The organism is Pseudomonas sp. Irchel s3h14 (assembly GCF_900187425.1).
Lineage (GTDB): Bacteria > Pseudomonadota > Gammaproteobacteria > Pseudomonadales > Pseudomonadaceae > Aquipseudomonas.
The window spans coordinates 239,787-260,189 of the sequence record NZ_FYDJ01000002.1 but is presented as its reverse complement, the minus strand read 5'-3'; the positions used below and the strand labels follow the sequence as shown (position 1 = coordinate 260,189).

The following is a 20,403-nucleotide window of genomic DNA, read 5'->3' as shown; positions in this document are numbered from 1 at the left end:
GCGCCTGCATGCAGACTAAAGAGGCTAGACCCCTGTGGCATTGACGATTCTTGGCCTGTCCGGCGCCCTTAGCCATGATCCTTCCGCAGCGTTGTACATCGACGGCAAGCTGGTCGCGGCGGCTGAGGAAGAGCGCTTTGTGCGCGATAAACATGCAAAGAACCGCATGCCTTACGAGTCGGCGAAGTTCTGCCTCGAGCAGGCTGGCATCAAGCCGTCCGACGTTGATGTGGTAGCGATTCCGTTCGCTCCGATCAGCCTGTTCGGCAAGGCTCGCTGGCATTACGCCAAGCGTTACTGGTACGCCCCGGACCGCGCGCTCGACGCGATCCTGATGGGTAACCGTCGCTACAAGCGCTATCGCAACAAGATTGTCTGGTGCCTCGAGCAATTGGGTTTCGATCCGAAGAAAATCAAGATCGAGCCGGTCGAGCATCACCTGGCCCACGCCTCCAGCGCTTACCACTGCTCCGGTTTCAAAGAGAAAACCGCGATCCTCGGGATCGACGGCAAGGGTGAGTACGCCACGACCTTTTTCGGTTACGGCGAAAACGGCAAAATCCACAAGATCAAGGAATTCTTCGATCCGGACTCCCTCGGCGGCCTGTACGGCGCGATCACCGAGTTCCTCGGTTTCGAGATGCTCGACGGTGAGTTCAAGGTCATGGGCATGGCGCCGTATGGCGATGCCAGCAAATACGATTTCTCGCGCCTGGCTTCGTTCGAGAACGGCGAGCTGGTGATCAACACCGACTACGCCAACGTCATCGGCCTGCGTCGTTATAAAGAGAAGGGCAAGGGTTTCTACTTCTCTCCGAAGCTGATCGAGTGGCTGGGTCCGAAGCGCGAAGGCGACATCGCCGACGAGCCGTACATCCATTACGCCGCGAGCATGCAAGCGCTGTTCGAAAAGATCTCGCTGCAGATGATCGACCATTACCTGGGCGACGTGCTCAAGGAAACCGGCAAGCTGGCCTTCGCCGGTGGCTGTGCGTTGAACGTCAAGCTGAACCAGAAAATCATCGCCCGCGATGACGTTAAAGAACTGTTTGTGCAGCCAGCGTCCGGCGATGCCGGCACCGCGGTTGGCGCGGCGGCCTATGTGTCCCACGCCCGTGGTGTGCCGGTCGAGAAGATGGAACACGTCTACCTCGGCCCGTCGTACACCAACGAAGATGTGCTCGCCGCGTGTGCCCGTCACCCGAGCAAGCCGGTATGGCGCAAGCTTGAGAACATGCCGGAAAACATCGCCAAAATCATGGTCGATGGCAACCCGGTGGCCTGGTTCCAGGGCCGCATGGAATTCGGTCCGCGCGCCTTGGGCGGACGTTCGATCATTGGTTGCCCGAGTGCGACTGGCGTGGCTGACCGCATCAACCACCAGATCAAGTTCCGCGAGCGCTGGAGGCCTTTCTGCCCGTCTATGCTCGACACCGTTGCACCGCAGATGATCAAGATCGATCACCCGGCGCCGTTCATGACCTTCACCTTTGAAGTGGCGGAAGAGTGGAAGACCCGCGTGCCGGAAGTCGTCCATGAAGACGGTACGTCCCGGGCCCAGGTGCTCAAGCGCGAATACAACCCGCGCTACTACGACATGATGAAGGCGCTGGAAGTGCTGACCGGTAACGGCGTGTCGCTGAACACCTCGCTCAACCGTCGTGGCGAACCGATGATCTGCTCGCCGACGGACGCCCTGAACATGTTCTTCGGTTCCGATCTACAGTATTTGATCATGGAAGATATCCTGGTGGTCAAAGAGGGCGCGGACGCATATGACACGCTCGGCTGAACGCCATGTGCTGCAGTTCTGTCACGGCTATGACGGGCCGTTTCTGGACTGCGCCCGGCAGTACGCCAGCCTGTTCGCGGGGACCGGTTATCGAGTGACCACGGTGTTTCTGACCGGGGCTGCCGATGCTGAGGTCGCCGCGGGCTGCGCCTCTGATGAAGTGCTGTTCATGGAATACAGCTCCAAGGCCATTCGTGGCCTGAAGCTGGGCGCCATCGGCGATCTGCGCAAGATCGCCGCCTCGCGCAATTTCAGTTTTTGCATCGCTCACCGTTTCAAGCCTATTTATATCGCCTTGCTCGGCACATCGTTGCCGGTGATTGGCGTGCATCACGCGTTTGACGATTACAAGCGCGGCACGCGCAAACTCTTCGCGAGTATTTTCCGCAAGCGCCTGAGTCTGCTCGGGGTTTCCGATGCCGTGCGCGACGACATGCGTCATTGCCTGCCGAAGTGGCCGGCGGCGCGGATTCAGACGCTCTATAACCGTATTGATGTGCAGACCTTGCAGGACAGCCAGGTGTCGGTTCGCGAGGCCAGGGAAACCCTCGGCCTGGCGCCGGATGCCTGGGTTGTCGGCAATGTCGGACGGCTGCATCCGGACAAGGATCAGACCACGCTGCTGCACGGTTTTGCTGCGGCGTTGCCGGGTTTGCCAGCCAGCAGTCAATTGGTGATTCTCGGTGCCGGTCGACTGGAACAGGACCTCAAGGCCCTGGCCCGTGAGTTGGGTATCGGCGACCGCGTGCTGTTCCTCGGTCAGGTGCCTGAGGCTCGACGTTATTTCCGTGCCTTCGATGTGTTTGCCCTGAGTTCCGATCACGAACCGTTCGGCATGGTGCTGCTGGAGGCCATGGCCGCCGGTGTGCCCTTGCTCGCCACGGCGTGTGGCGGGGCGAAGGAAGTGGTCGAGGGCGTCGGTATTCTGTTCCCGCTGGGCGATGCCGAACACTTGGCTCAAGGGCTGCAACATCTGGCCGCGATGGACGAGCAGCAACATCACCAGTGCGCCGAGCTGATGCTCGATCGCTTGCGTGAACGCTTCTCCGACCGCGCGGTGCGCGATGCTTTCTGGCGTTTGCCGCACGTTACCGAACTGGCACCGAGGGGCTGATGCTCAACCGATTTCAAGGCTGGCGCGAACGTGGCTGGGCGGTAGTCGACGCCTCGACATATGCTGAAGCCTGGCAACGATATGGCGGCAGCGTCGCCACTCATCCCATGGTGGTCGAGCGACTGGCGCAGTTGGCCGACATTCCTGTGCGCTACCTGGCCTGGGAGCAAAACGGTGAAGTCAAAGCCGCGATCCCGACCTGGGGCCGCGACCTCGCCTTGTCCAAGGATGTGCTCAAGCGCTGCGGTAAAAAAGGTCTGTTCGACCTCGGTAATGCCGAGTTCATCCTGCCGGCCGCTGCCGATGCACAAGCGCCGCTGCGTCATCGTGGGCGCTACCTGTCGGCACTGAATGAAGGCCGCTTCACCGGTATCAAGTTGCAGGCCGAACAGCTGGCGATGGCCCGGACTCCCGAAGAACTGTCGAAGAAGTTTCGCTACAACCAGCGCCGTGAATTGCGATTGCTGGAAGAAGCGGGCGGAGTGGTCCGGCCGGTCGCGGAGTTTTCCAGCAGTGAACTGGCGGCGATCTATTGCGACCTGTTCCAGCGTCGCTGGGGCTTCCCGGCGACGGGGGCCGAGCGCATGGCTGAGGTCATCGAGTTACTGCGTGATTTGCTGATCGGCTCGGTGATTTTCCTCAACGATGCGCCGATAGCGATTCAACTGGTCTACCGTGTCGAGACACCGCAGTGGATCAGCGTCGAGTACATCAATGGCGGCGTCGATCCCGAAACCCGCGAATTCAGTCCGGGCAGCGTGCTGAGTTTTCTCAATACGCAAAGCGCCTGGGAGCATGCCCGGTCGTTGGACAAACCGTTGCGCTTTTCTTTCGGTCGTGCCGACCGTGAATACAAGGATCGCTGGTGCAATCCTGTGCCGGTGTTCACCGTATGAGCCAGCCCATGAACCGCAAACAACAATTGCTCAAGCGCCATCGGCGCAACAAACGCATCGGTCTGTTCATCGCGCTGGTGCTATTGATTGCCATCGGTGTGTTGGTGACCTGGTGGTTGCCGCTGGTGCTCGCGGTTCTGGGCTGGATTGCCCACGAGGCCTGGTTTGCCGACCATTTGTTTTATTCGCCCAAAGACGATTATCAGTACAGCTTTCCACCGTACACCCAGCAGCCCAAGGTTCACCTCGACGGTGAGCGTTTGCGCCTGGACGACGGCGTCATGCTGGTCGACGACGCCACCCTGGTTTTGGCGCTGCGGATAAAAAGCACCTGGCTGGGACGCTTCATCGATCCCGTGGTCGAGTTGTCGGGGGGGGATAACCCGGACCGACAAACCTTCGAGCGTGGTGTGAACGGCCTGCGTTACCTCAACCTCAGTGGTCAGGCGCAGGTTCTGTCGCAAGGTGAGTTACGCCTGCATGGGCGTTTCTGCCGACTGCTGGGTGAACCGGTGCTCAGGGCGTTCGAGCATCCGGATTACAGCCGTCAACGGGTGATGGTGATCGCGCCCCACGCCGACGATGCCGAGTTGGCCGCCTTCGGGTTGTACAGCAGCGCCAGTCAAAGCTGGATCGTGACTTTGACTGCCGGCGAAATCGAGGCCGGGCACTATCAGCAGATGGGGCTCAACGGCGTCGAAGCGTCCCGGTTGAAAGGCTCGCTTCGCGCCTGGGATAGCATCAGCGTGCCGTTGTGGGGCGGCGTACCTCAGGAGCGCTGTATTCAGTTGGGGTATTTCTGCCTGCAATTGTCCGCCATGCAAAGCGCACCGGCCGAGGCCGTGGTGTCCCGTGAGGCACAGCTTGGCGATACCCGATATTTTCGACGGTTCAATCCGTTTGCCCTGGGCAGTGACGTCGATGGCATACCGTCCTGGAACAATCTGCTGGCCGATCTGAGTGAGTTGATCGAGCGTATCCAGCCGCAGGTCATTGTTTTGCCACATCCGCGTTTCGACCCGCACCCAGACCATCTATGCTCACAGCAAGCGGTGATGCAGGCACTGAACGGTACAGCCTGGCAGCCCGAAACCTTATTGCATTACGCCAATCATCTACACGACAACGATCGCTGGCCAATGGGTGACGCCGGTACCGGTGTGACACTGCCGCCACAGATCAATAATCACGAACCGTTGCGTCCTTGGGCACTTTGTCTGTCGGCCGAAAAACAGTGGCACAAGGCTATGTCGTTGGGCATGATGCACGACCTTCAGCCCCGACTTCCCCTCAAGCGTTTGCTTCGCCGGGCGATACAACGTTGTCTGGCGGCCCGACGCTGGCCGGTTTTCGGCGAAAACGAGTTCTTCCGTAAAGCAGTCCGCCGCCACGAATTATTCTGGGTCCAAGAGCTGTCTGGAAAGAGAGAGACCAATTGAAAGTTCTGTTTCTGGTGCAGAAAGAGCAGCGAGCGATCCTCGATCGACTGTATGACGGTATCGCCGAGCACTGCGACTGCGACAAGCGTGAGCTGACCAGCGCAGAGCAGGACGACTTGCGTGGATACTTTCGCAAGCATGTCGATGTGACCCGCTACGACCGGATTGTTTTTTTCCTGCGATTCAAAAAAGAAATCAGACAGGTGAGGTTCATCCAGACCCTGCCCAATCTGGTTATTCTGGAACACGATGCGTACCAGAATTACATCCCGTGCAAGTACACCGGAAAGTTCAGCGCGTATTACCGCAAGCTACCCTGGGCACGGGTGATCAGCTCGGGTTTCATGGTCGCCGACCGCCTGCGCGAGGAAGGTTTCGATGCGGTGTTTGTTCCCAAGGGATACGACCAGTCGCTGCTGCAAGATCAAGGTCGTGAGCGAGATATCGAACTGGCATTTGTAGGCAGTACCAACAGCGTCGCCTATAGCGGCCGCAAAGCACTGCTCGATGAGTTGGCGCGCGTCGAACCTCTGGTGGTGACGCGTACCAAGTCGGGTGAGGAATACTGCGATACGCTTAACCGCATTCGCTACTTCGTCAGCGCCGACGTCGGTATGGGCGAATTCATGATCAAGAATTTCGAGGCCATGGCGTGTGGTTGTGTGCTGCTGGCTTATGATCAGGGCACGGCTGAAAGCAGCGCGCTGGGTTTGCACGATATGCACAACGTTGTTTTCTATCAAAGTATCCCGCAGCTTCAGGAAAAACTCGCGAGGCTACGGGCTGACCCGGAGCTGGCGCAGCGTATCGCTCGCAATGGTCGTGAACTGGTGGTTGGCCAGTTCAGCTTTGCGCATATCGGGAAGCGTATCGTCGAGGAGCTCGAACCAGCATTGCGTCCTCACGCACCGTTGAGTCTGCTGGAAAAAGTGCGCCTGAAGCTGGGCGTTTGACAGGGTTTCTGTGGCGCTGGAAGGAGATGTCGTTCGGCGTGCCGGTTTTGGCCTCCACGTACAGCTGTCGATTGAGCATCAGCGCAAGGCGCGCGTTCGTCGCGAACACATCAAGTTTGCATTGTCTCTAATGCCGGGAGTCTGCATTGGCTGTTTTCTCAATTAAGTGCGCCGCAGCGTACCTGCATAGTTCCATGCGTTGGCTTGTTGCCTTATGAGTATCCTTAACGTTATGTGGTCCGGCGGTGCGCCGTTCGCATCAATTCACAAGGTTCATCAGCAAATACTGTCGCAGGCCGGCCCTACCGCATCGGTCAAGACCTGGTTACTTCAGGGCTGCGCGTCAGGGTCTGGAGTGAATGTTGGCGAAACCCGGGAATGGAAACTGTCCTCCGCCCGTTTGAAAGGGCGGCATTTCTGGCGGCTGATGAAGCCCTGGATGCAGGCCTCTTTCAAGAGAGCCCTCAAGCAGAGTGGGGCACACCTTTTGCTGCTCGATGGCTTGGGGGTAGCTCACACACTTTTACCCCTTATCAAAACATTGCCAAACATCCACGCGGTGGTGATTGTTCATGGTTCCACGCGAGTTCGTGCCGGAGATCGAGCCCTCTTCCACCAGCTCTCGACGTCCCGGCTGACATTGGTCGCAGTGTCGAACACCTTGGCGGCCTCGCTGGGCCGAGACCTTCAAATGCCGGTCATGACACTGCGTAGTGCGTTTGACCCTGCCGTGTTTCGCTCCTCGGTACTCCCTCGCGAGGAGGCTCGCGCCCGATTGGGGTTGCCCCTGGATGGCACGCCTGTGCTCGGTGCGGTGGGGCGATTGGTGGAAAACAAGGGGTTTGCCTGTCTGATCGAGGCCTTCGCCTCTGCATTGAAGCAGCGGCCCGATCTGCGATTGGTGATTATCGGTGAAGGGCCTGCCAGAGAAGCGTTGCAAGCACGCATTGATCACCTGGGGTTGCGCGCGAGTGTTTCCTTGCCCGGCCATCTGAATGATGCCGCGCGGCTTTACAGGGCCTTCGACTGGGTCGCTATCCCTTCACTGGACGAGGGCCTGGGACTGATTATGCAAGAGGCGGTGATGGCGGGTGTCCCCGTAATTTCCAGCGAATTGCCAGTGTTTCGCGAGCAGTTGGCCGACACGGGTTGGTATGCCCCCGTAAAGGACGTCAGTGCCTGGAGCGATATTATTGTGCGAGCGTCCAGCGCTTCTGCGAAAGATATCGCGGCAGGCCAGTATCAGGAGCTGGCCCCTGACCAGGCCTGGCTGAACTTCAGTCAGACGGCCCGTGCATTGCTTTCATGATGCCAGAACAGCTTGCTCGAGTGCCTGCATTGGAAAGCTGTCGTTCAGGTTTTCGCGCGCAATATAGCGAGCGAAATGCTGCAGGTTGCGCTTGATCAGATGCTTGGGCAGTGGCGCCCGCAAGAAACGCATATCCGCTATATCGATCAGGCCCATTCGGTTGTCCGGCGTGACCACGATGTTGCCCAGGTGCAGTGACCGAAAGTAGATCCCTGACATATGAAGGCTACGTATCAGCCCCGTCAGAGCCGGCAGTGTCTGCTGCCAGTTGAACCCTTCCTTACTGGCGATCTGGCGCAGGGTTTCTCCCGGCAGGGGCTGGTAAAGCACCGCCGTCATGCCTGGGGTTTGCAGTCGATAGAACTGCAGGACCTGAAGGGTAGGTACGCCAAGCTTGTGCAGTTCGGCGGCATTGTCGATGAAGCGTTTCGAGTACGGACGAAACAACGCGGAAGATAAAATACGCTTGCGACGAAACAGTTTCAGGATATTCCCATCCTGCAACAGGTAAACTTTCGGGCCGTAGCTGTCGGCCTCCAGTACTCTGGCGGCTTCAATCATTTGATTTAAAGCGTCTTGCGGAAGCCGGGAGCATTGCATCATAGAAAGCCTTGTTGGAATTACGCGGGCACTGTGGCGGCCAATGATGCCGAAAAGTTTCAGTTTTAACCATGCCGGGTTAGGTTGTCTAAGGAGCAATTTGATGCAAGAAACACGTTGGGCGCAAGTATGGATGACGTCAGGTCTGTTGTGGTTTCTGCTGGCTATCGCCGTTGCGCCTACCAACAAACTTTATCAGCAAGGGTTGGTCGCACTGCTATGGCTGCCGGCCATGGTGTTCAGCTGGTCAGCGCGGGCTCGGATCAGAGAACTCCTATATGAGCAGCGCTGGGTCTACCTGCCGATGCTCGGTCTGCTGGTCTGGTCATTGATTAGCCTCTCTTGGACGAGCGACGAGATGCCGAGTCGCGAAGTCAAGCGGTTGTTGTACATCGGCGTATTCCTGCTTTTTTTTCCGGTTTTTGCCAATGCCCGGTCCGAGCGAATCATTCGTATCATGCAATGGGGCGGTATTGGGCTGGCGTTGACTGCGTTGGTTGCCACCGTCAAATTTTATGGGGTCGATGGCAACGTCTGGTACGCGCGCGTTGAAGGTTTGGGCGAGTTGTCTCACCCGATTCTGGGTGGCTACGTTATTGGATTGGCGGCCGTGTGGCTTGTTCATTGGGTACCGCGCGCGCGCTGGATACAAGCGGTCTGGGTCGTAGCGCTGGGTTTCCTTGGCATGTTTGTCGTGCTTAGCCAGAGTCGTGGTGCTGCCTTGGCGTTGTTCCTGACGTTGCTCGTCATGCCGATCTGGTGCCGCGATCGACGCAGTCGCGTCGTTGCGTTATCTGCGTTGACAGTGGCGATGTTGGCTTTCTGGTTCTTCGAGCCTTTGGTTATGGCTCGCGGTGTTTCCTATCGTCCGCAAATTCTGATGGCAAGCTTGCAAATGATTGCCGAGCACCCATGGCGCGGTCTGGGCCTTGGCGGCAACTATAAAGTGCTCGCCGACGGCTTGTCCTTTGACCATGCCCATAACCTCTTCACTCATGTCGCCATCGAGCTGGGTCTGCCGGGGCTGTTGTTGTGGTGCGCGGTATGGCTTGCAGTTTTACGGGAGGCCTGGAAAGCCCGGGAAACGCTATATGGTCAAGGCGTCATCGGCATATGGGTATTTTCATCCCTGGCCATGCAATTCGATGCGGCCAGCCTGACTGGAACGCCAAGGGCCGAGTGGTTCATCAGTTGGTTGCCCGTTGGCCTGGCCAGTGTGTTGGTATGGTCGCGGGTCAATTCCGACGTTTGTGATAAAATTTCGCGTTCTTCCTAACGAGTGAGCTCTACGATGAGTGACGCACCGCCCAAAGCGGGACAGGATTCCAGCCTGAAAATCTATTTTCGGCTGTTGGGTTATGTAAAACCCTATATCGGCCTATTCCTGGTGAGTATCGTCGGCTTCGTGATCTTTGCCTCGACGCAGCCCATGCTCGCGGGGATTCTCAAGTATTTCGTCGATGGCTTGAGCAACCCCGAAGCGGTGCTCTTCCCGACTGTTCCCTATCTGCAAGACTTGCAGTTGCTGATGGCCGTGCCGCTGCTGATCATCCTGATCGCCGCCTGGCAAGGCCTGGGGTCTTTCCTGGGTAACTACTACCTGGCCAAAGTCTCCCTTGGGCTGGTCCACGACTTGCGTGTCGAGCTGTTCAACAAATTGCTGGTATTGCCCAACCGTTATTTCGACACCCATAACTCCGGGCACCTGATTTCGCGCATCACCTTCAACGTGACCATGGTCACCGGTGCGGCCACGGACGCTATCAAAGTGGTCATTCGTGAAGGCCTGACCGTGGTGTTCCTGTTTGCTTACCTGTTGTGGATGAACTGGAAATTGACCCTGGTGATGCTGGCGATCCTGCCCATCATCGCGATCATGGTGAGCAGCACCAGCAAAAAATTCCGCAAGCAGAGCAAGAAGATCCAGGTGGCGATGGGCGACGTGACTCACGTGGCCTCCGAGACCATCCAGGGTTATCGCGTGGTGCGCAGCTTCGGCGGCGAGAGCTACGAAGAGCGTCGTTTCGCCGAAGCCAGTCAGAGCAACACTAACAAGCAACTGCGCATGACCAAGACCGGCGCGGTCTACACGCCGATGCTGCAACTGGTGATCTATACCGCCATGGCGGTGCTGATGTTCCTGGTGCTGTTCCTGCGCGGCGATGCCACCGCCGGTGATCTGGTGGCCTACATCACTGCGGCGGGACTGTTGCCCAAGCCGATTCGGCAGCTGTCGGAAGTCAGCTCGACAATCCAGAAAGGCGTTGCCGGTGCCGAGAGCATTTTCGAGCAACTGGACGTCGAACCCGAGATTGACCTGGGTACCGTCGAGCGCGATCGCGTCAGCGGCCACCTGGAAGTGCGCAACCTGAGCTTCACCTATCCAGGGACCGAGCGTGAAGTGCTGACGAACATCAGCTTCGCGGCGGCACCGGGGCAAATGATCGCCCTGGTAGGACGCTCGGGTAGCGGCAAGTCGACCCTGGCCAGCCTGATTCCGCGCTTCTATCACCACGAAACCGGCGAAATCATGCTCGATGACGTGGAAATCGAAGACTATCGTCTGCGCAATCTGCGTCGACACGTGGCGCAGGTGACACAGCATGTGACCCTGTTCAATGACACCATCGCCAACAACATCGCTTACGGTGACCTGGCCGGCGCCCCACGTGCCGACATTGAAAAGGCCGCCACGGATGCTTACGCGATGGACTTCATCTCGGAGATGCCGCAAGGCCTGGACACCCAGGTCGGGGAAAACGGCGTGTTGCTGTCCGGTGGCCAGCGTCAGCGCCTGGCGATTGCCCGGGCCTTGTTGAAGAACGCACCGTTGCTGATTCTCGACGAGGCAACGTCGGCGCTCGATACCGAGTCCGAGCGGCACATTCAGGCGGCACTGGATCAGGTCATGAAAGGTCGCACCACGCTGGTGATTGCTCACCGGTTGTCGACCATCGAGAAAGCCGACCTGATCCTGGTCATGGATCATGGCGAAATCGTCGAGCGCGGCACCCACGCTCAACTGCTGGCGCAAAACGGATACTACTCGCGCCTGCATGCGATGGGCCTCGACGCCCCGGTTGGCGACATCGCCTGACCCCACAAAAGGGGTGAGCCTGGCTCACCCCTTTTGCACACCTGGCGTGCAATGCGCCCGGTGATTTGTACCCAGACCTTTACCCTTCTTGACCAAGCCTGAGTAAATCTGCGCACCGCGGACGGATTTCCTGATCAATAAATGAGCAGAAAGCCCCGCCGAATCATCCCATTGCAGCCGTCACACAAGCCCACGCCAACCCTGTGTTAATATCGCGCCCCTGTTCATTTTGTATGTGGGTTGCTCCATGAAGTTGTCCATGCCGCGATTCGATCAAGCCCCTGTCTTGGTGGTCGGCGATGTCATGCTCGACCGTTACTGGCATGGTGGTACCTCACGGATTTCCCCTGAGGCGCCGGTACCGGTAGTCAAGGTCGAGCAAATCGAGGACCGCCCGGGCGGTGCCGCCAACGTTGCGTTGAACATTGCCGCCCTCGGCGCCCCAGCCTCGCTGGTCGGTGTGACCGGCGACGATGAAGCCGCCGACAGCCTGGCCAATAGCCTCAAGGGCGCTGGCGTGCGGGCGTTGTTCCAGCGCATCGCGCACCAGCCGACCATCGTCAAGCTGCGGGTCATGAGCCGTCACCAGCAACTGCTGCGTATCGACTTCGAAGAACCATTCGCCACCGACGCGTTGGCGTTGGGCGAGCAGGTCGACGAGTTGCTCGAAGGCATCAAAGTGCTGGTGCTGTCCGACTACGGTAAAGGCGCGCTGAAAAACCATCAGGTGCTGATCCAGGCGGCACGTGCCCGTGGCATTCCGGTGCTGGCCGATCCCAAGGGCAAGGATTTCTCTATCTACCGTGGTGCGAGCCTGATCACCCCGAACCTCAGCGAATTCGAAACCATCGTCGGCGGTTGCGCCGATGAGCACGAGCTGGTGAGCAAGGGCGCGCAGCTGATGCACGACCTCGACCTCGGCGCATTGCTGGTGACTCGCGGCGAACACGGCATGACCCTGCTGCGTCCGGATCATCCGGCGCTGCACTTGCCGGCCCGTGCCCGTGAAGTGTTCGATGTGACCGGTGCGGGCGACACGGTCATTTCCACCCTGGCGGCCGCGATTGCCGCTGGCGAAGAACTGCCTCACGCGGTGGCGTTGGCCAACCTGGCGGCGGGTATCGTAGTCGGCAAACTGGGTACGGCGGCCATCAGCGCACCGGAACTGCGTCGCGCCATCCAGCGTGAAGAAGGTTCCGAGCGTGGCGTGCTGGGCCTCGAGCAGCTGTTGCTGGCGGTCGATGATGCGCGTGCGCATAAAGAGAAGATCGTCTTCACCAACGGCTGCTTCGACATTTTGCACGCCGGCCACGTGACCTACCTCGAGCAGGCGCGGGCCCAGGGTGATCGCTTGATCGTCGCGGTCAACGACGATGCGTCGGTCAGCCGCCTGAAAGGCCCAGGTCGTCCGATCAACAGCGTCGACCGTCGCATGGCCGTACTGGCAGGTCTGGGCGCCGTGGATTGGGTGATCAGCTTCGCTGAAGGCACTCCGGAAAACCTGCTGCGCGAGGTCAAGCCGGATGTGCTGGTCAAGGGCGGGGACTACGGAATCGAGCAGGTCGTGGGCGCGGACATCGTGACCGCTTACGGCGGAACGGTGAAAGTGCTGGGGCTGGTGGAAAACAGCTCGACTACCGCGATTGTCGAGAAAATCCGTCAATCCGAGTGAAACTGATCGTTCCCACGCTCTGCGTGGGAATGCCTCAATGGACGCTCTGCGTCCGCTTTGGGACGCAGAGCGTCCCGGGCTGCATTCCCACGCAGAGCGTGGGAACGATCAAGCTCAGGAGCTGACTTTTTTACGCGGTACGATTCTCTTCAGCAATTGCTTCGCCTTCCCGCGCAACCGCGCCAAACCTGAATCCTTCCCCGGCGGGCTCAAGCCCTGTTGCCGCACCCAATCCTTCCAGCGAATCCGCTCTTCCCTCACCAGCCAGCCTTCCTGCTGGGCAAAACTCTCTGCCAGGTACAACCCGCGAGTACTCGCCGGGTACAGCTGATCCTTTTTCAAGGTATAGAGCTCGGCCATCGGTTGGCCGTCCTGCAGCGGCATCAAGTACAAGTCGGGACGTTTTCGATCGAGCCGGGCCACCAGTTGATCGCCTTCCAGTCGTTCATCGACATGAAACAGGCTCAGGGATTTGGCTTCCTTGGGCACGTCCAGGCGCAAGTCATAGATCAATTGCAGCGAAGCCGTCGGCAAATGCACGTAAGCCCGCGGGCGTTCGATCAACTGCATCTTGGCGCAACGCACCGGCCGCGCCGAACCGGACAACGGTGTCAGACGAAACGGCAGGGCTTCGCGATAATGCAGCGCGGACGAGTAGGGCGCCGGCAGCCAGGTGTCGTTGAAGCGTCCGCCGAGCCAGCCTTCCGGGGTTTCCAGCAGACACTCTTCGGCAATTTCCTGAATCGCGGTGTGCAGCGGCAGGTTCAGCTCATGGGCGGGCACGTAACCGGAGATCAGTTTGAGCACCACGTCGCCGCGGTCTTGCCGACGCTGACGGACCAACACCCAGTAATCGCGATTCTGCCAATGCAGGGTCAGGCGCACCGAGACCCCGAGGTTGGCCAGTTCAAGCGAAAACCGCTGAGTGTCGGCGACCGTCACCGGGCGGCGACGTTGCAGCGTCTGGGAGAAATTGAGCGGCATCCCGACGCTTTGATAACTCAGGCCTTCGGGAGTCGCTTCGACGAATAACGGCAGGGTCTTGAAGTTGCTCGGGTTCTTTCTTATGAGCGTACGCGGCATGTCGGCTCCTGCTTAAGGCCGCGTGGGCGGCATCAGTTTCTACGTAGGACCTGGGCAACGGTCGCGACGTTATGGGCGAGGTGCAGCGGATTAATGGTCCCGACAATAGCACTGGCAACACCCGGATGTTCAAACAACAACTCGAAGCTGGCGCGAACAGGGTCCACGCCCGGGCTCAGGCAAACATGACCGCTGGCGAGGGCTTTTTTGACCAGAATGGCTTTGCCGTGAGCAGCAGCATAGTCAATGACCGGCTTCTCGTTCTGCTCGTTCAGATTGTAGGTGACCATCGCGCAATCACCTTGTTCCAGAGCCTTCAAACCGCCTTCGACGGTTTTTCCGGAAAAACCGAAGCCGCGAATTTTGCCTTCGCTCTTCAGCGCCGCGAGGGTCGCATAGACCTCGCTGTCATTGAGGATCGCCAGGTCGTTGCCGTCGGAGTGCACCAGCACCAGATCGATGAAGTCCGTTTCCAGCCGTTGCAGACTGCGCTCGACCGAGAGCCGGGTATGAGCGGCGCTGAAGTCGTGATGGGACTGACCGTCGGCAAACTCTTCGCCGACCTTGCTGACGATCACCCAGTCCTGACGCTGACCCCGCAGCAATGGACCGAGGCGTTCTTCGCTGCGGCCATAGGCCGGGGCAGTGTCGATCAGGTTGATGCCCAGGTCGCGCGCGAGTTTGAGCAGCATGCGCGCTTCGTCATCATCGGGAATCTGGAAACCGTTGGGGTATTTCACGCCTTGGTCGCGGCCGAGTTTTACGGTGCCCAGGCCCAATGGCGAAACCAGCAGGCCGGTGCTGCCCAACGGGCGATGCAGATCGTGCAGGGTCGGTTGGCTCATGGCAGCAGTTGCTCCCAGGCAGGCACGCCCATCGGCGGTTTTGGCAGGTCGGGCAGCGGGGCAGAATGGCTTGGCTGGATGCCGTCGCGCTGCAGGGAGGCGATGACGCGATCAGCAAAGTCCGGAGCCAGCGCCAGTTTGGTTGGCCAGCCGACCAGCAGCCGGCCTTCTTCGGCAAGGAATGCATTGTCAGGACGGGTCAGTCCCGATTGCAGTGGCTCGGCGCGATCCACTCGAAGGGTGGCCCATTGCGCGGTGCTCAGATCGATCCATGGCAGCAACTGGCCGAGTTCTTTCTGCGCCGTGGCGATTTGCTCGGCGGGATCGCGTGCAACACCTTCGGCTTCAGCGATATCACCGCCCAGATACCAGACCCATTGGCCATCGGCGGCCGGATGGGTGGTCACGGTAATGCGCGGCTTGGTGCCGCCGCCCAGGCAGTGGGCGTACAGCGGTTTGAGGCCGGGACCTTTGGCGATGATCATGTGCAACGGCCGGCGTTGCATGGCGGGTTGGCTCAGCCCCAGCGCTTCGAGTAGCGCTGCCGTACCGGCACCGGCGCTCAAGACGATGCGCTGGGCGCGAATCTCGCGCTCGTCAACCTTCAGGCCGACCAGTTTTCCACCTTCCAGCAGCGGTTCGATGTTCTGACCGGCGAGCAGGCCATCACCCGCCAGATCGGCCAGGCGCTGGATCAGGCTTGGCACGTCGATCACCAGTTCCGCCAGACGATAGACCTTACCCTTGAAACGCTTGTCTTGCAGGGCGGGCGGCAGTTGCTCGCCCTTGACCTGATCGACACGACCGCGCACGGCCTTGCTGGCGAAGAAGCTGGTGAGGTTGCCAGCGATCGTGCCGGGGGACCAGAGGTAATGAGCTTCGGACAGCAGGCGCACGCCGGTCAGGTCCAGCTCGCCGTCACCGGCCAAGGCTTCACGCCAGCGCCGAGGCATGTCGGCGATGGCTTCCGAGGCGCCGGTCAGGGCGCCATGCAGTGCGTACTTGGCGCCGCCATGGATGATGCCTTGGGATTTCACGCTCTGCCCGCCACCGAGGCTGGCGCTTTCCACCAGCACGGTCGAAAAACCCTGGCGGCGCAGGCGCGCATTCAGCCAGAGGCCGGCGACACCAGCGCCGACAATCAGAACGTCGGTGGAAATCATGGATGGCATGCAGCGACCTCAGTGTTCAAGACGAGGGCGCAGTATACAGACTCGAAGATTGGAGGTTTTGCTGGCGATCAACACGGCGAATGCAAAATCCTGTGGGAGCGGGCTTGCTCGCGAAAGCGGTGTGCCAGTCGACACAAATGTTGACTGACATACCGCTTTCGCGAGCAAGCCCGCTCCCACAATGGATCGTGATTCAGGTCTTAGTGCCCGGCGGTTTTGGAGAAGAGTTGGATGACGACGACGCCCAGTACGATGAGCGCCATCCCCAGCATCGCCGGCACATCCAGCTTCTGCCCGTAGATAAACAGCGCCGCGACGCTGACCATCACGATCCCCATGCCGGCCCACACCGCGTAAGCCACGCCCACCGGAACGCTGCGCACCACCAGCGTGAGCATCCAGAAGGCAATGCCGTAACCGACAATAACCAGAATCAGCGGCAGCGGGGTGCTGAAGCCTTTGACCGCTTTCATCGAAACGGTGGCGATCACTTCGGCGCAGATGGCAATGGCCAGGTAGTAGTAAGCGGTCATAGGTGCATCCTCGTGTGAAGTGTTGCTTTCTGAGGTCGGCATTTTAGAGATTCTCCAGATGCGGTAAAGTCATTACCTATCTGTTCTGAAGATGGGTTGAGCCATGAACACGCAATGGAATCTGGAGCAGCTGCGGCTGTTTGTCAGCGTAGCGGAGCAGCGTTCGTTTTCTGCGGTAGCGCGGGATCATCGCAAGGCGCAGTCGGCGGTCAGCAGTTCGATTGCGCTGCTGGAAGAGGACTTGGGCGTCAGCCTGTTCGACCGTAGCAGCGGCCGCCAGCCGAAACTCACCGAGGCCGGAAACGCATTGCTGGATGAGGCGCGGGAAGTGCTGCGCCAATGCGAACGCCTTAACGGTCGGGCGTTGGCCATGATGCGCGGCCAGGAGGCGCGTTTGCGTGTGGCTCAGGATGAGGCGATGCCCTATCAGCCGATCATCGAAAGCTTCGAAGCCCTGGCTCAACAATTTCCCAGCCTTGAAGTGCAGCTGACCAGCGCCGCCCAGGGCGATGTGGCGCGCAAACTGGTGGAGCGTCGGGCCGATCTGGGGTTGCTGTTTTATCACGACCAGATTCCCGAAGCGCTCGAGCGGCGGGTGTTGGGCAGCGTCGAAATGGTCACGGTGTGCGGCGTCGGCCATCCACTGGCGAAACAGGCTCAGGTGGATTGTCAGCAACTGGCGCAGCATCGTCAGTTGCTGATGTCCACACAGTCGAGTGTCTATCCCGGCAGCGAACCTGCCAGCCCGCAAGTCTGGCGGGCCGACAGTTTCTACGTGATGGCTGAATGGCTGGTGCGCGGACTCGGTTGGGCCTGGCTGCCGCGCCACGTGGTGCAGTACCCGGCGTATCAGGATCTGATGGTCGAACTGGTCAGCGAATGGACCCCGCCAGCGCTGGTGGTGGAGTTGGTCTGGCGCCGCGATGAACCTCTGGGGCCGGCGGCTCGTTGGTTGGCGGAACGTTTTGCCGTGCACTTGCAGACGATCGGTGAAAAAAGCCGATAAACTCCGCCGCCATGAATAGAACTCTCTACACCGCGCTGTTTTACCTGGGGCTGCCACTGGTAGCGATTCGGCTTTGGCTGCGGGCGCGCAAGGCGCCGGCGTATGCCAAACGCATTGGCGAACGTTTCTCCGTCGGGTTACCGACGATGAAAACGGGCGGCATCTGGGTGCACGCGGTGTCGGTGGGCGAAAGCATTGCCGCGGCGCCGATGATTCGCGCCTTGCTGCAACGTTATCCACAGTTGCCCATTACCGTGACCTGCATGACCCCGACCGGTTCGGAGCGCATCCACGCGCTGTTCGCCAATGAGCCGCGCATTCAGCACTGCTATTTGCCTTACGACTTGCCTTGCGCAGCGAAGCGATTCCTTGATCGGGTTCAGCCGAAACTGGCGGTGATCATGGAGACCGAGCTCTGGCCGAACCATATCCATCAGTGCGCCAGGCGCGGGATTCCCGTGGCCCTGGCCAACGCTCGACTGTCTGAGCGTTCGGCCAAGGGTTATGGCCGCTTCGGCAAGCTGACTCAGCCGATGCTCGCCGAGATGAGCCTGTTCGCGGTGCAGACCGAGGCCGAGGCGCAGCGCTTCCGCGATTTGGGTGCACGTTCGCAAACCGTGGAAGTGACCGGTTCGATCAAGTTTGACCTGACCATCGACCCGGCACTGCTTCAGCGTGCTGCCGAGTTGCGATCGCAATGGCAGGCGCAGGAGCGCCCGGTGTGGATCGCCGCGAGTACTCACGAAGGTGAGGACGAAGTGGTGCTGGCGGCTCATCGTCAGTTGCTGGCCAATCATCCCGATGCGTTGCTGATTCTGGTGCCGCGCCATCCAGAGCGATTCAATTCAGTGTTCGAGTTGTGTCGGCAGCAGGGTTTCGCCACGGTTCGTCGTTCCGCTGGCGATCCCGTCACCGCCGATACGTCGGTGCTGCTGGGCGACACCATGGGCGAGTTGCTGTTTCTGTATGCCTTGGCTGACAGCGCTTTTGTTGGCGGCAGTCTGGTGCCGAACGGCGGGCATAACTTGCTGGAACCGGCGGCTCTGGCGAAACCGGTGTTGAGCGGACCGCACCTGTTCAATTTCCTTGAAATCGCCACGCAGTTGCGCAGTGCCGGGGCGTTGCAGGAAGTGGAAGATGCCGAAGGTCTGGCGCTGGCGGTGCAGCGGCTGTTCGAGTTGCCGCGCGATGCGCAGCGGATGGCGGAGGCGGGGTTGAAAGTGATGCGCACCAATCAGGGCGCGTTGCAGCGGTTGCTGGATGGGTTGGATAAGTTGATTCAGCGCTAACCTGTAGGAGCACAGCTTGCTGGCGATGGCGATATTGAGAACGCCATCGCGGGCAAACGGAACGCCGCCCGGCCGCTCCTACAATGAAGGACGGGCTTTGAGTTGCTCTGCCGCAGCCTTCGCCAGGTCCGGCGGCAGGAAGTCTTTGTCCGGGTTGTAATCAGCCTTGAGGTAACGCGCCAGGTCCTGCAAATCCCCCGGGTTCAAGGTGCCCGCGGCCTGCTTCAAACGCAGGTTGTCGAGTATGTAGTCATAACGCGTGTTGTTGTAGTCGCGCACCGAGGTGTACAGCTGACGCTGGGCATCCAGCACGTCGACGATGTTTCGTGTGCCCACCTGATAACCGATTTCGGTCGCTTCCACCGCGCTCTGGTTGGAGATGATCGACTGCTTGCGCGCCTGCACCTGCTCGACGTCGGTGTTCACTGCGCGGTGCAGGTTGCGGGTGCTTTCGACGATTTGCCGGCGCAGGGCTTCACGTTGCTGCTCGGACTGATCCAGCTGTGCATACGATTGACGCACCTGGGAGTTGATCAGGCCGCCGCTGTAGATCGGGATATTCAGTTGCAGACCCACGGTGGTCTGGTCAACGTCGCCCTTGTAAGGCGAGCCGAAGACATTCGGGTTGCTGAAGCCCAAGGCATCGTTATCGCCTTTTTCATACTTCGCGACTGCATCCAGGGTCGGCGCATGGCCTGCCTTGCGCTGCTTGAGGGTTTCTTCAGCGGCGCTGACGGCGTAGTTGCTGGCCAACAAGTTGAGGTTCTGCTTGGCCGCCGTATCGACCCAGGCTTTGGCGTCGTTCGGTGATGGCGGCAGGATCGGCAGGGTGTGGACAATGCCCCAGATCGAGTTGTACTGACGGTTGGTCAGGGTGATCAGGGCTTCGAACGCATCATCCACCTGACGCTGTGCGAGGATCCGGTTGGCTCGCGCGGTGTCGTAGCTGGCTTGTGATTGCAGCACGTCGGTCTTGTCCGACAGGCCGACATCAAAGCGCTCGTTGGATTGATCGAGCTGGCGTTTAAATGCGGCTTCTTCAGCCTTGGTCGAGGCCAGGTTGTCCTGGGTGCGCAATACGTTGAAGTAGCTTTCGGCGGTCTGCAGGATCAGGTTTTGCTGGGTCGCCGAGAGTTGCAACGCGGCCTGTTCATTAACGTCCTTGGCGGCCTGAAACTGGAACCAGCGATCGGCTCGGAACAGCGGTTGCGCCAGAGTTGCCTGATACGAATGAGCATTGCGGCTGAAGGTGGACGAAGGCTGATCGATCGAAGTACGTACGTTGGCCACTTCGGCGCCGCCAGAGAGGTTCGGCAGCAGCCCGGCGCGGGCCTGGGGCACGACTTCTTTCTGAGCGCCATATTGAGCGATGGCTGCAGCAAGGTCGGCGTTGTTGTCCACCGCTTCCTGATAGACGCTGACCAGATCGTTCTTGGTCGATAAGGGCGCTTCTGCTGCCCAGGCCATTCCATTGGACGCACAAGACACGGCAAGGGCCAGTGAGAGTTTGCGCAGCATGAGGCCATCCCTAAAAAATTACGCTGATAATTTGAGCGCCAAGGCTACGGCGCGGCTCATACAGCGTCAAGGCGCGGTATGGCGT

At 59.7% G+C, this 20,403-nt stretch carries 17 protein-coding genes; 11 read left to right on the top strand and 6 right to left on the bottom strand.

Annotation, left to right across the window (positions count from 1 at the left end; all coding sequences use genetic code 11):
- Positions 1-34: 34 nt before the first annotated feature.
- The 6 genes from CKW16_RS04825 to CKW16_RS04800 all read left to right on the top strand — a co-directional run bounded on the left by CKW16_RS04825 (position 35) and on the right by CKW16_RS04800 (position 7,503).
- Positions 35-1,792 (top strand): carbamoyltransferase, encoded by a 1,758-nt coding sequence (locus tag CKW16_RS04825; protein WP_008146248.1) that lies wholly within the window; start codon positions 35-37, stop codon positions 1,790-1,792.
- Entirely contained in the window at positions 1,776-2,906 is a 1,131-nt protein-coding gene (locus CKW16_RS04820) for a glycosyltransferase (RefSeq protein WP_095127440.1), read from the top strand. Before CKW16_RS04825 ends, CKW16_RS04820 begins: the two co-directional genes overlap by 17 nt.
- Entirely contained in the window at positions 2,906-3,802 is an 897-nt protein-coding gene (locus tag CKW16_RS04815; protein ID WP_095127439.1) for an antimicrobial resistance protein Mig-14, read from the top strand. Before CKW16_RS04820 ends, CKW16_RS04815 begins: the two co-directional genes overlap by 1 nt.
- An 8-nt stretch (positions 3,803-3,810) precedes the next feature.
- Positions 3,811-5,241 (top strand): PIG-L family deacetylase, encoded by a 1,431-nt coding sequence (locus CKW16_RS04810; RefSeq protein WP_095127438.1) that lies wholly within the window; start codon positions 3,811-3,813, stop codon positions 5,239-5,241.
- Entirely contained in the window at positions 5,238-6,194 is a 957-nt protein-coding gene (locus tag CKW16_RS04805; RefSeq protein WP_095127437.1) for a glycosyltransferase, read from the top strand. The genes CKW16_RS04810 and CKW16_RS04805 overlap by 4 nt, the downstream gene beginning before the upstream one ends.
- Positions 6,195-6,408: 214 nt before the next feature.
- A complete protein-coding gene (locus tag CKW16_RS04800) occupies positions 6,409-7,503 on the top strand; it encodes a glycosyltransferase (protein ID WP_095127436.1) in 1,095 nt (364 codons plus the stop codon).
- Here CKW16_RS04800 and CKW16_RS04795 read toward each other — a convergent pair.
- Positions 7,498-8,064 (bottom strand): toluene tolerance protein, encoded by a 567-nt coding sequence (locus CKW16_RS04795; protein ID WP_256580444.1) that lies wholly within the window; start codon positions 8,062-8,064, stop codon positions 7,498-7,500. The genes CKW16_RS04800 and CKW16_RS04795 overlap by 6 nt on opposite strands.
- Positions 8,065-8,206: 142 nt before the next feature.
- On the opposite strand from CKW16_RS04795, the gene CKW16_RS04790 reads away from it, so the two are divergent.
- The 3 genes from CKW16_RS04790 (at position 8,207) to hldE (ending at position 12,872) form a co-directional block, all read left to right on the top strand.
- Positions 8,207-9,379 carry an O-antigen ligase gene (locus CKW16_RS04790; protein ID WP_095127434.1) on the top strand — a complete coding sequence of 391 codons (1,173 nt, stop codon included), beginning with the start codon at positions 8,207-8,209 and terminating at the stop codon, positions 9,377-9,379.
- 15 nt (positions 9,380-9,394) lie between these two features.
- A complete protein-coding gene (msbA, locus tag CKW16_RS04785) occupies positions 9,395-11,200 on the top strand; it encodes a lipid A export permease/ATP-binding protein MsbA (protein WP_095127433.1) in 1,806 nt (601 codons plus the stop codon).
- A 247-nt stretch (positions 11,201-11,447) separates the two neighbouring features.
- A complete protein-coding gene (gene hldE, locus CKW16_RS04780; RefSeq protein ID WP_095127432.1) occupies positions 11,448-12,872 on the top strand; it encodes a bifunctional D-glycero-beta-D-manno-heptose-7-phosphate kinase/D-glycero-beta-D-manno-heptose 1-phosphate adenylyltransferase HldE in 1,425 nt (474 codons plus the stop codon).
- A 114-nt stretch (positions 12,873-12,986) separates the two neighbouring features.
- On the opposite strand, the gene CKW16_RS04775 is transcribed toward hldE, so the two are convergent.
- The 4 genes from CKW16_RS04775 to CKW16_RS04760 all read right to left on the bottom strand — a co-directional run bounded on the left by CKW16_RS04775 (position 12,987) and on the right by CKW16_RS04760 (position 16,505).
- Positions 12,987-13,955, bottom strand: a complete 969-nt coding sequence (locus tag CKW16_RS04775; RefSeq protein ID WP_095127431.1) for a metal ABC transporter ATPase — start codon at positions 13,953-13,955, stop codon at positions 12,987-12,989.
- A 32-nt stretch (positions 13,956-13,987) separates the two neighbouring features.
- Positions 13,988-14,800, bottom strand: coding sequence for an aldo/keto reductase (locus tag CKW16_RS04770; RefSeq protein ID WP_046056445.1), 813 nt, complete (start codon positions 14,798-14,800; stop codon positions 13,988-13,990).
- Positions 14,797-15,972 (bottom strand): FAD-binding oxidoreductase, encoded by a 1,176-nt coding sequence (locus CKW16_RS04765; RefSeq protein ID WP_095127430.1) that lies wholly within the window; start codon positions 15,970-15,972, stop codon positions 14,797-14,799. The genes CKW16_RS04770 and CKW16_RS04765 overlap by 4 nt, the downstream gene beginning before the upstream one ends.
- Positions 15,973-16,172: 200 nt before the next feature.
- The gene (locus CKW16_RS04760; RefSeq protein ID WP_008027887.1) at positions 16,173-16,505 is read right to left on the bottom strand and encodes a multidrug efflux SMR transporter; all 333 of its coding nucleotides are present in this window, start codon (positions 16,503-16,505) and stop codon (positions 16,173-16,175) included.
- 103 nt (positions 16,506-16,608) lie between these two features.
- Here CKW16_RS04760 and CKW16_RS04755 point away from each other — a divergent pair, with 103 nt between their 5' ends.
- Positions 16,609-17,511: a LysR family transcriptional regulator gene (locus CKW16_RS04755; RefSeq protein WP_095127429.1), complete on the top strand. Its 903-nt coding sequence runs from the start codon at positions 16,609-16,611 to the stop codon at positions 17,509-17,511.
- Between the two features lie 11 nt (positions 17,512-17,522).
- Entirely contained in the window at positions 17,523-18,800 is a 1,278-nt protein-coding gene (waaA, locus tag CKW16_RS04750; protein ID WP_095127428.1) for a lipid IV(A) 3-deoxy-D-manno-octulosonic acid transferase, read from the top strand.
- Between the two features lie 78 nt (positions 18,801-18,878).
- Here the strand turns inward: waaA and CKW16_RS04745 are convergent, their stop codons facing one another.
- Positions 18,879-20,318, bottom strand: a complete 1,440-nt coding sequence (locus tag CKW16_RS04745; RefSeq protein ID WP_095127427.1) for a TolC family outer membrane protein — start codon at positions 20,316-20,318, stop codon at positions 18,879-18,881.
- Between the last annotated feature and the right edge of the window lie 85 nt (positions 20,319-20,403).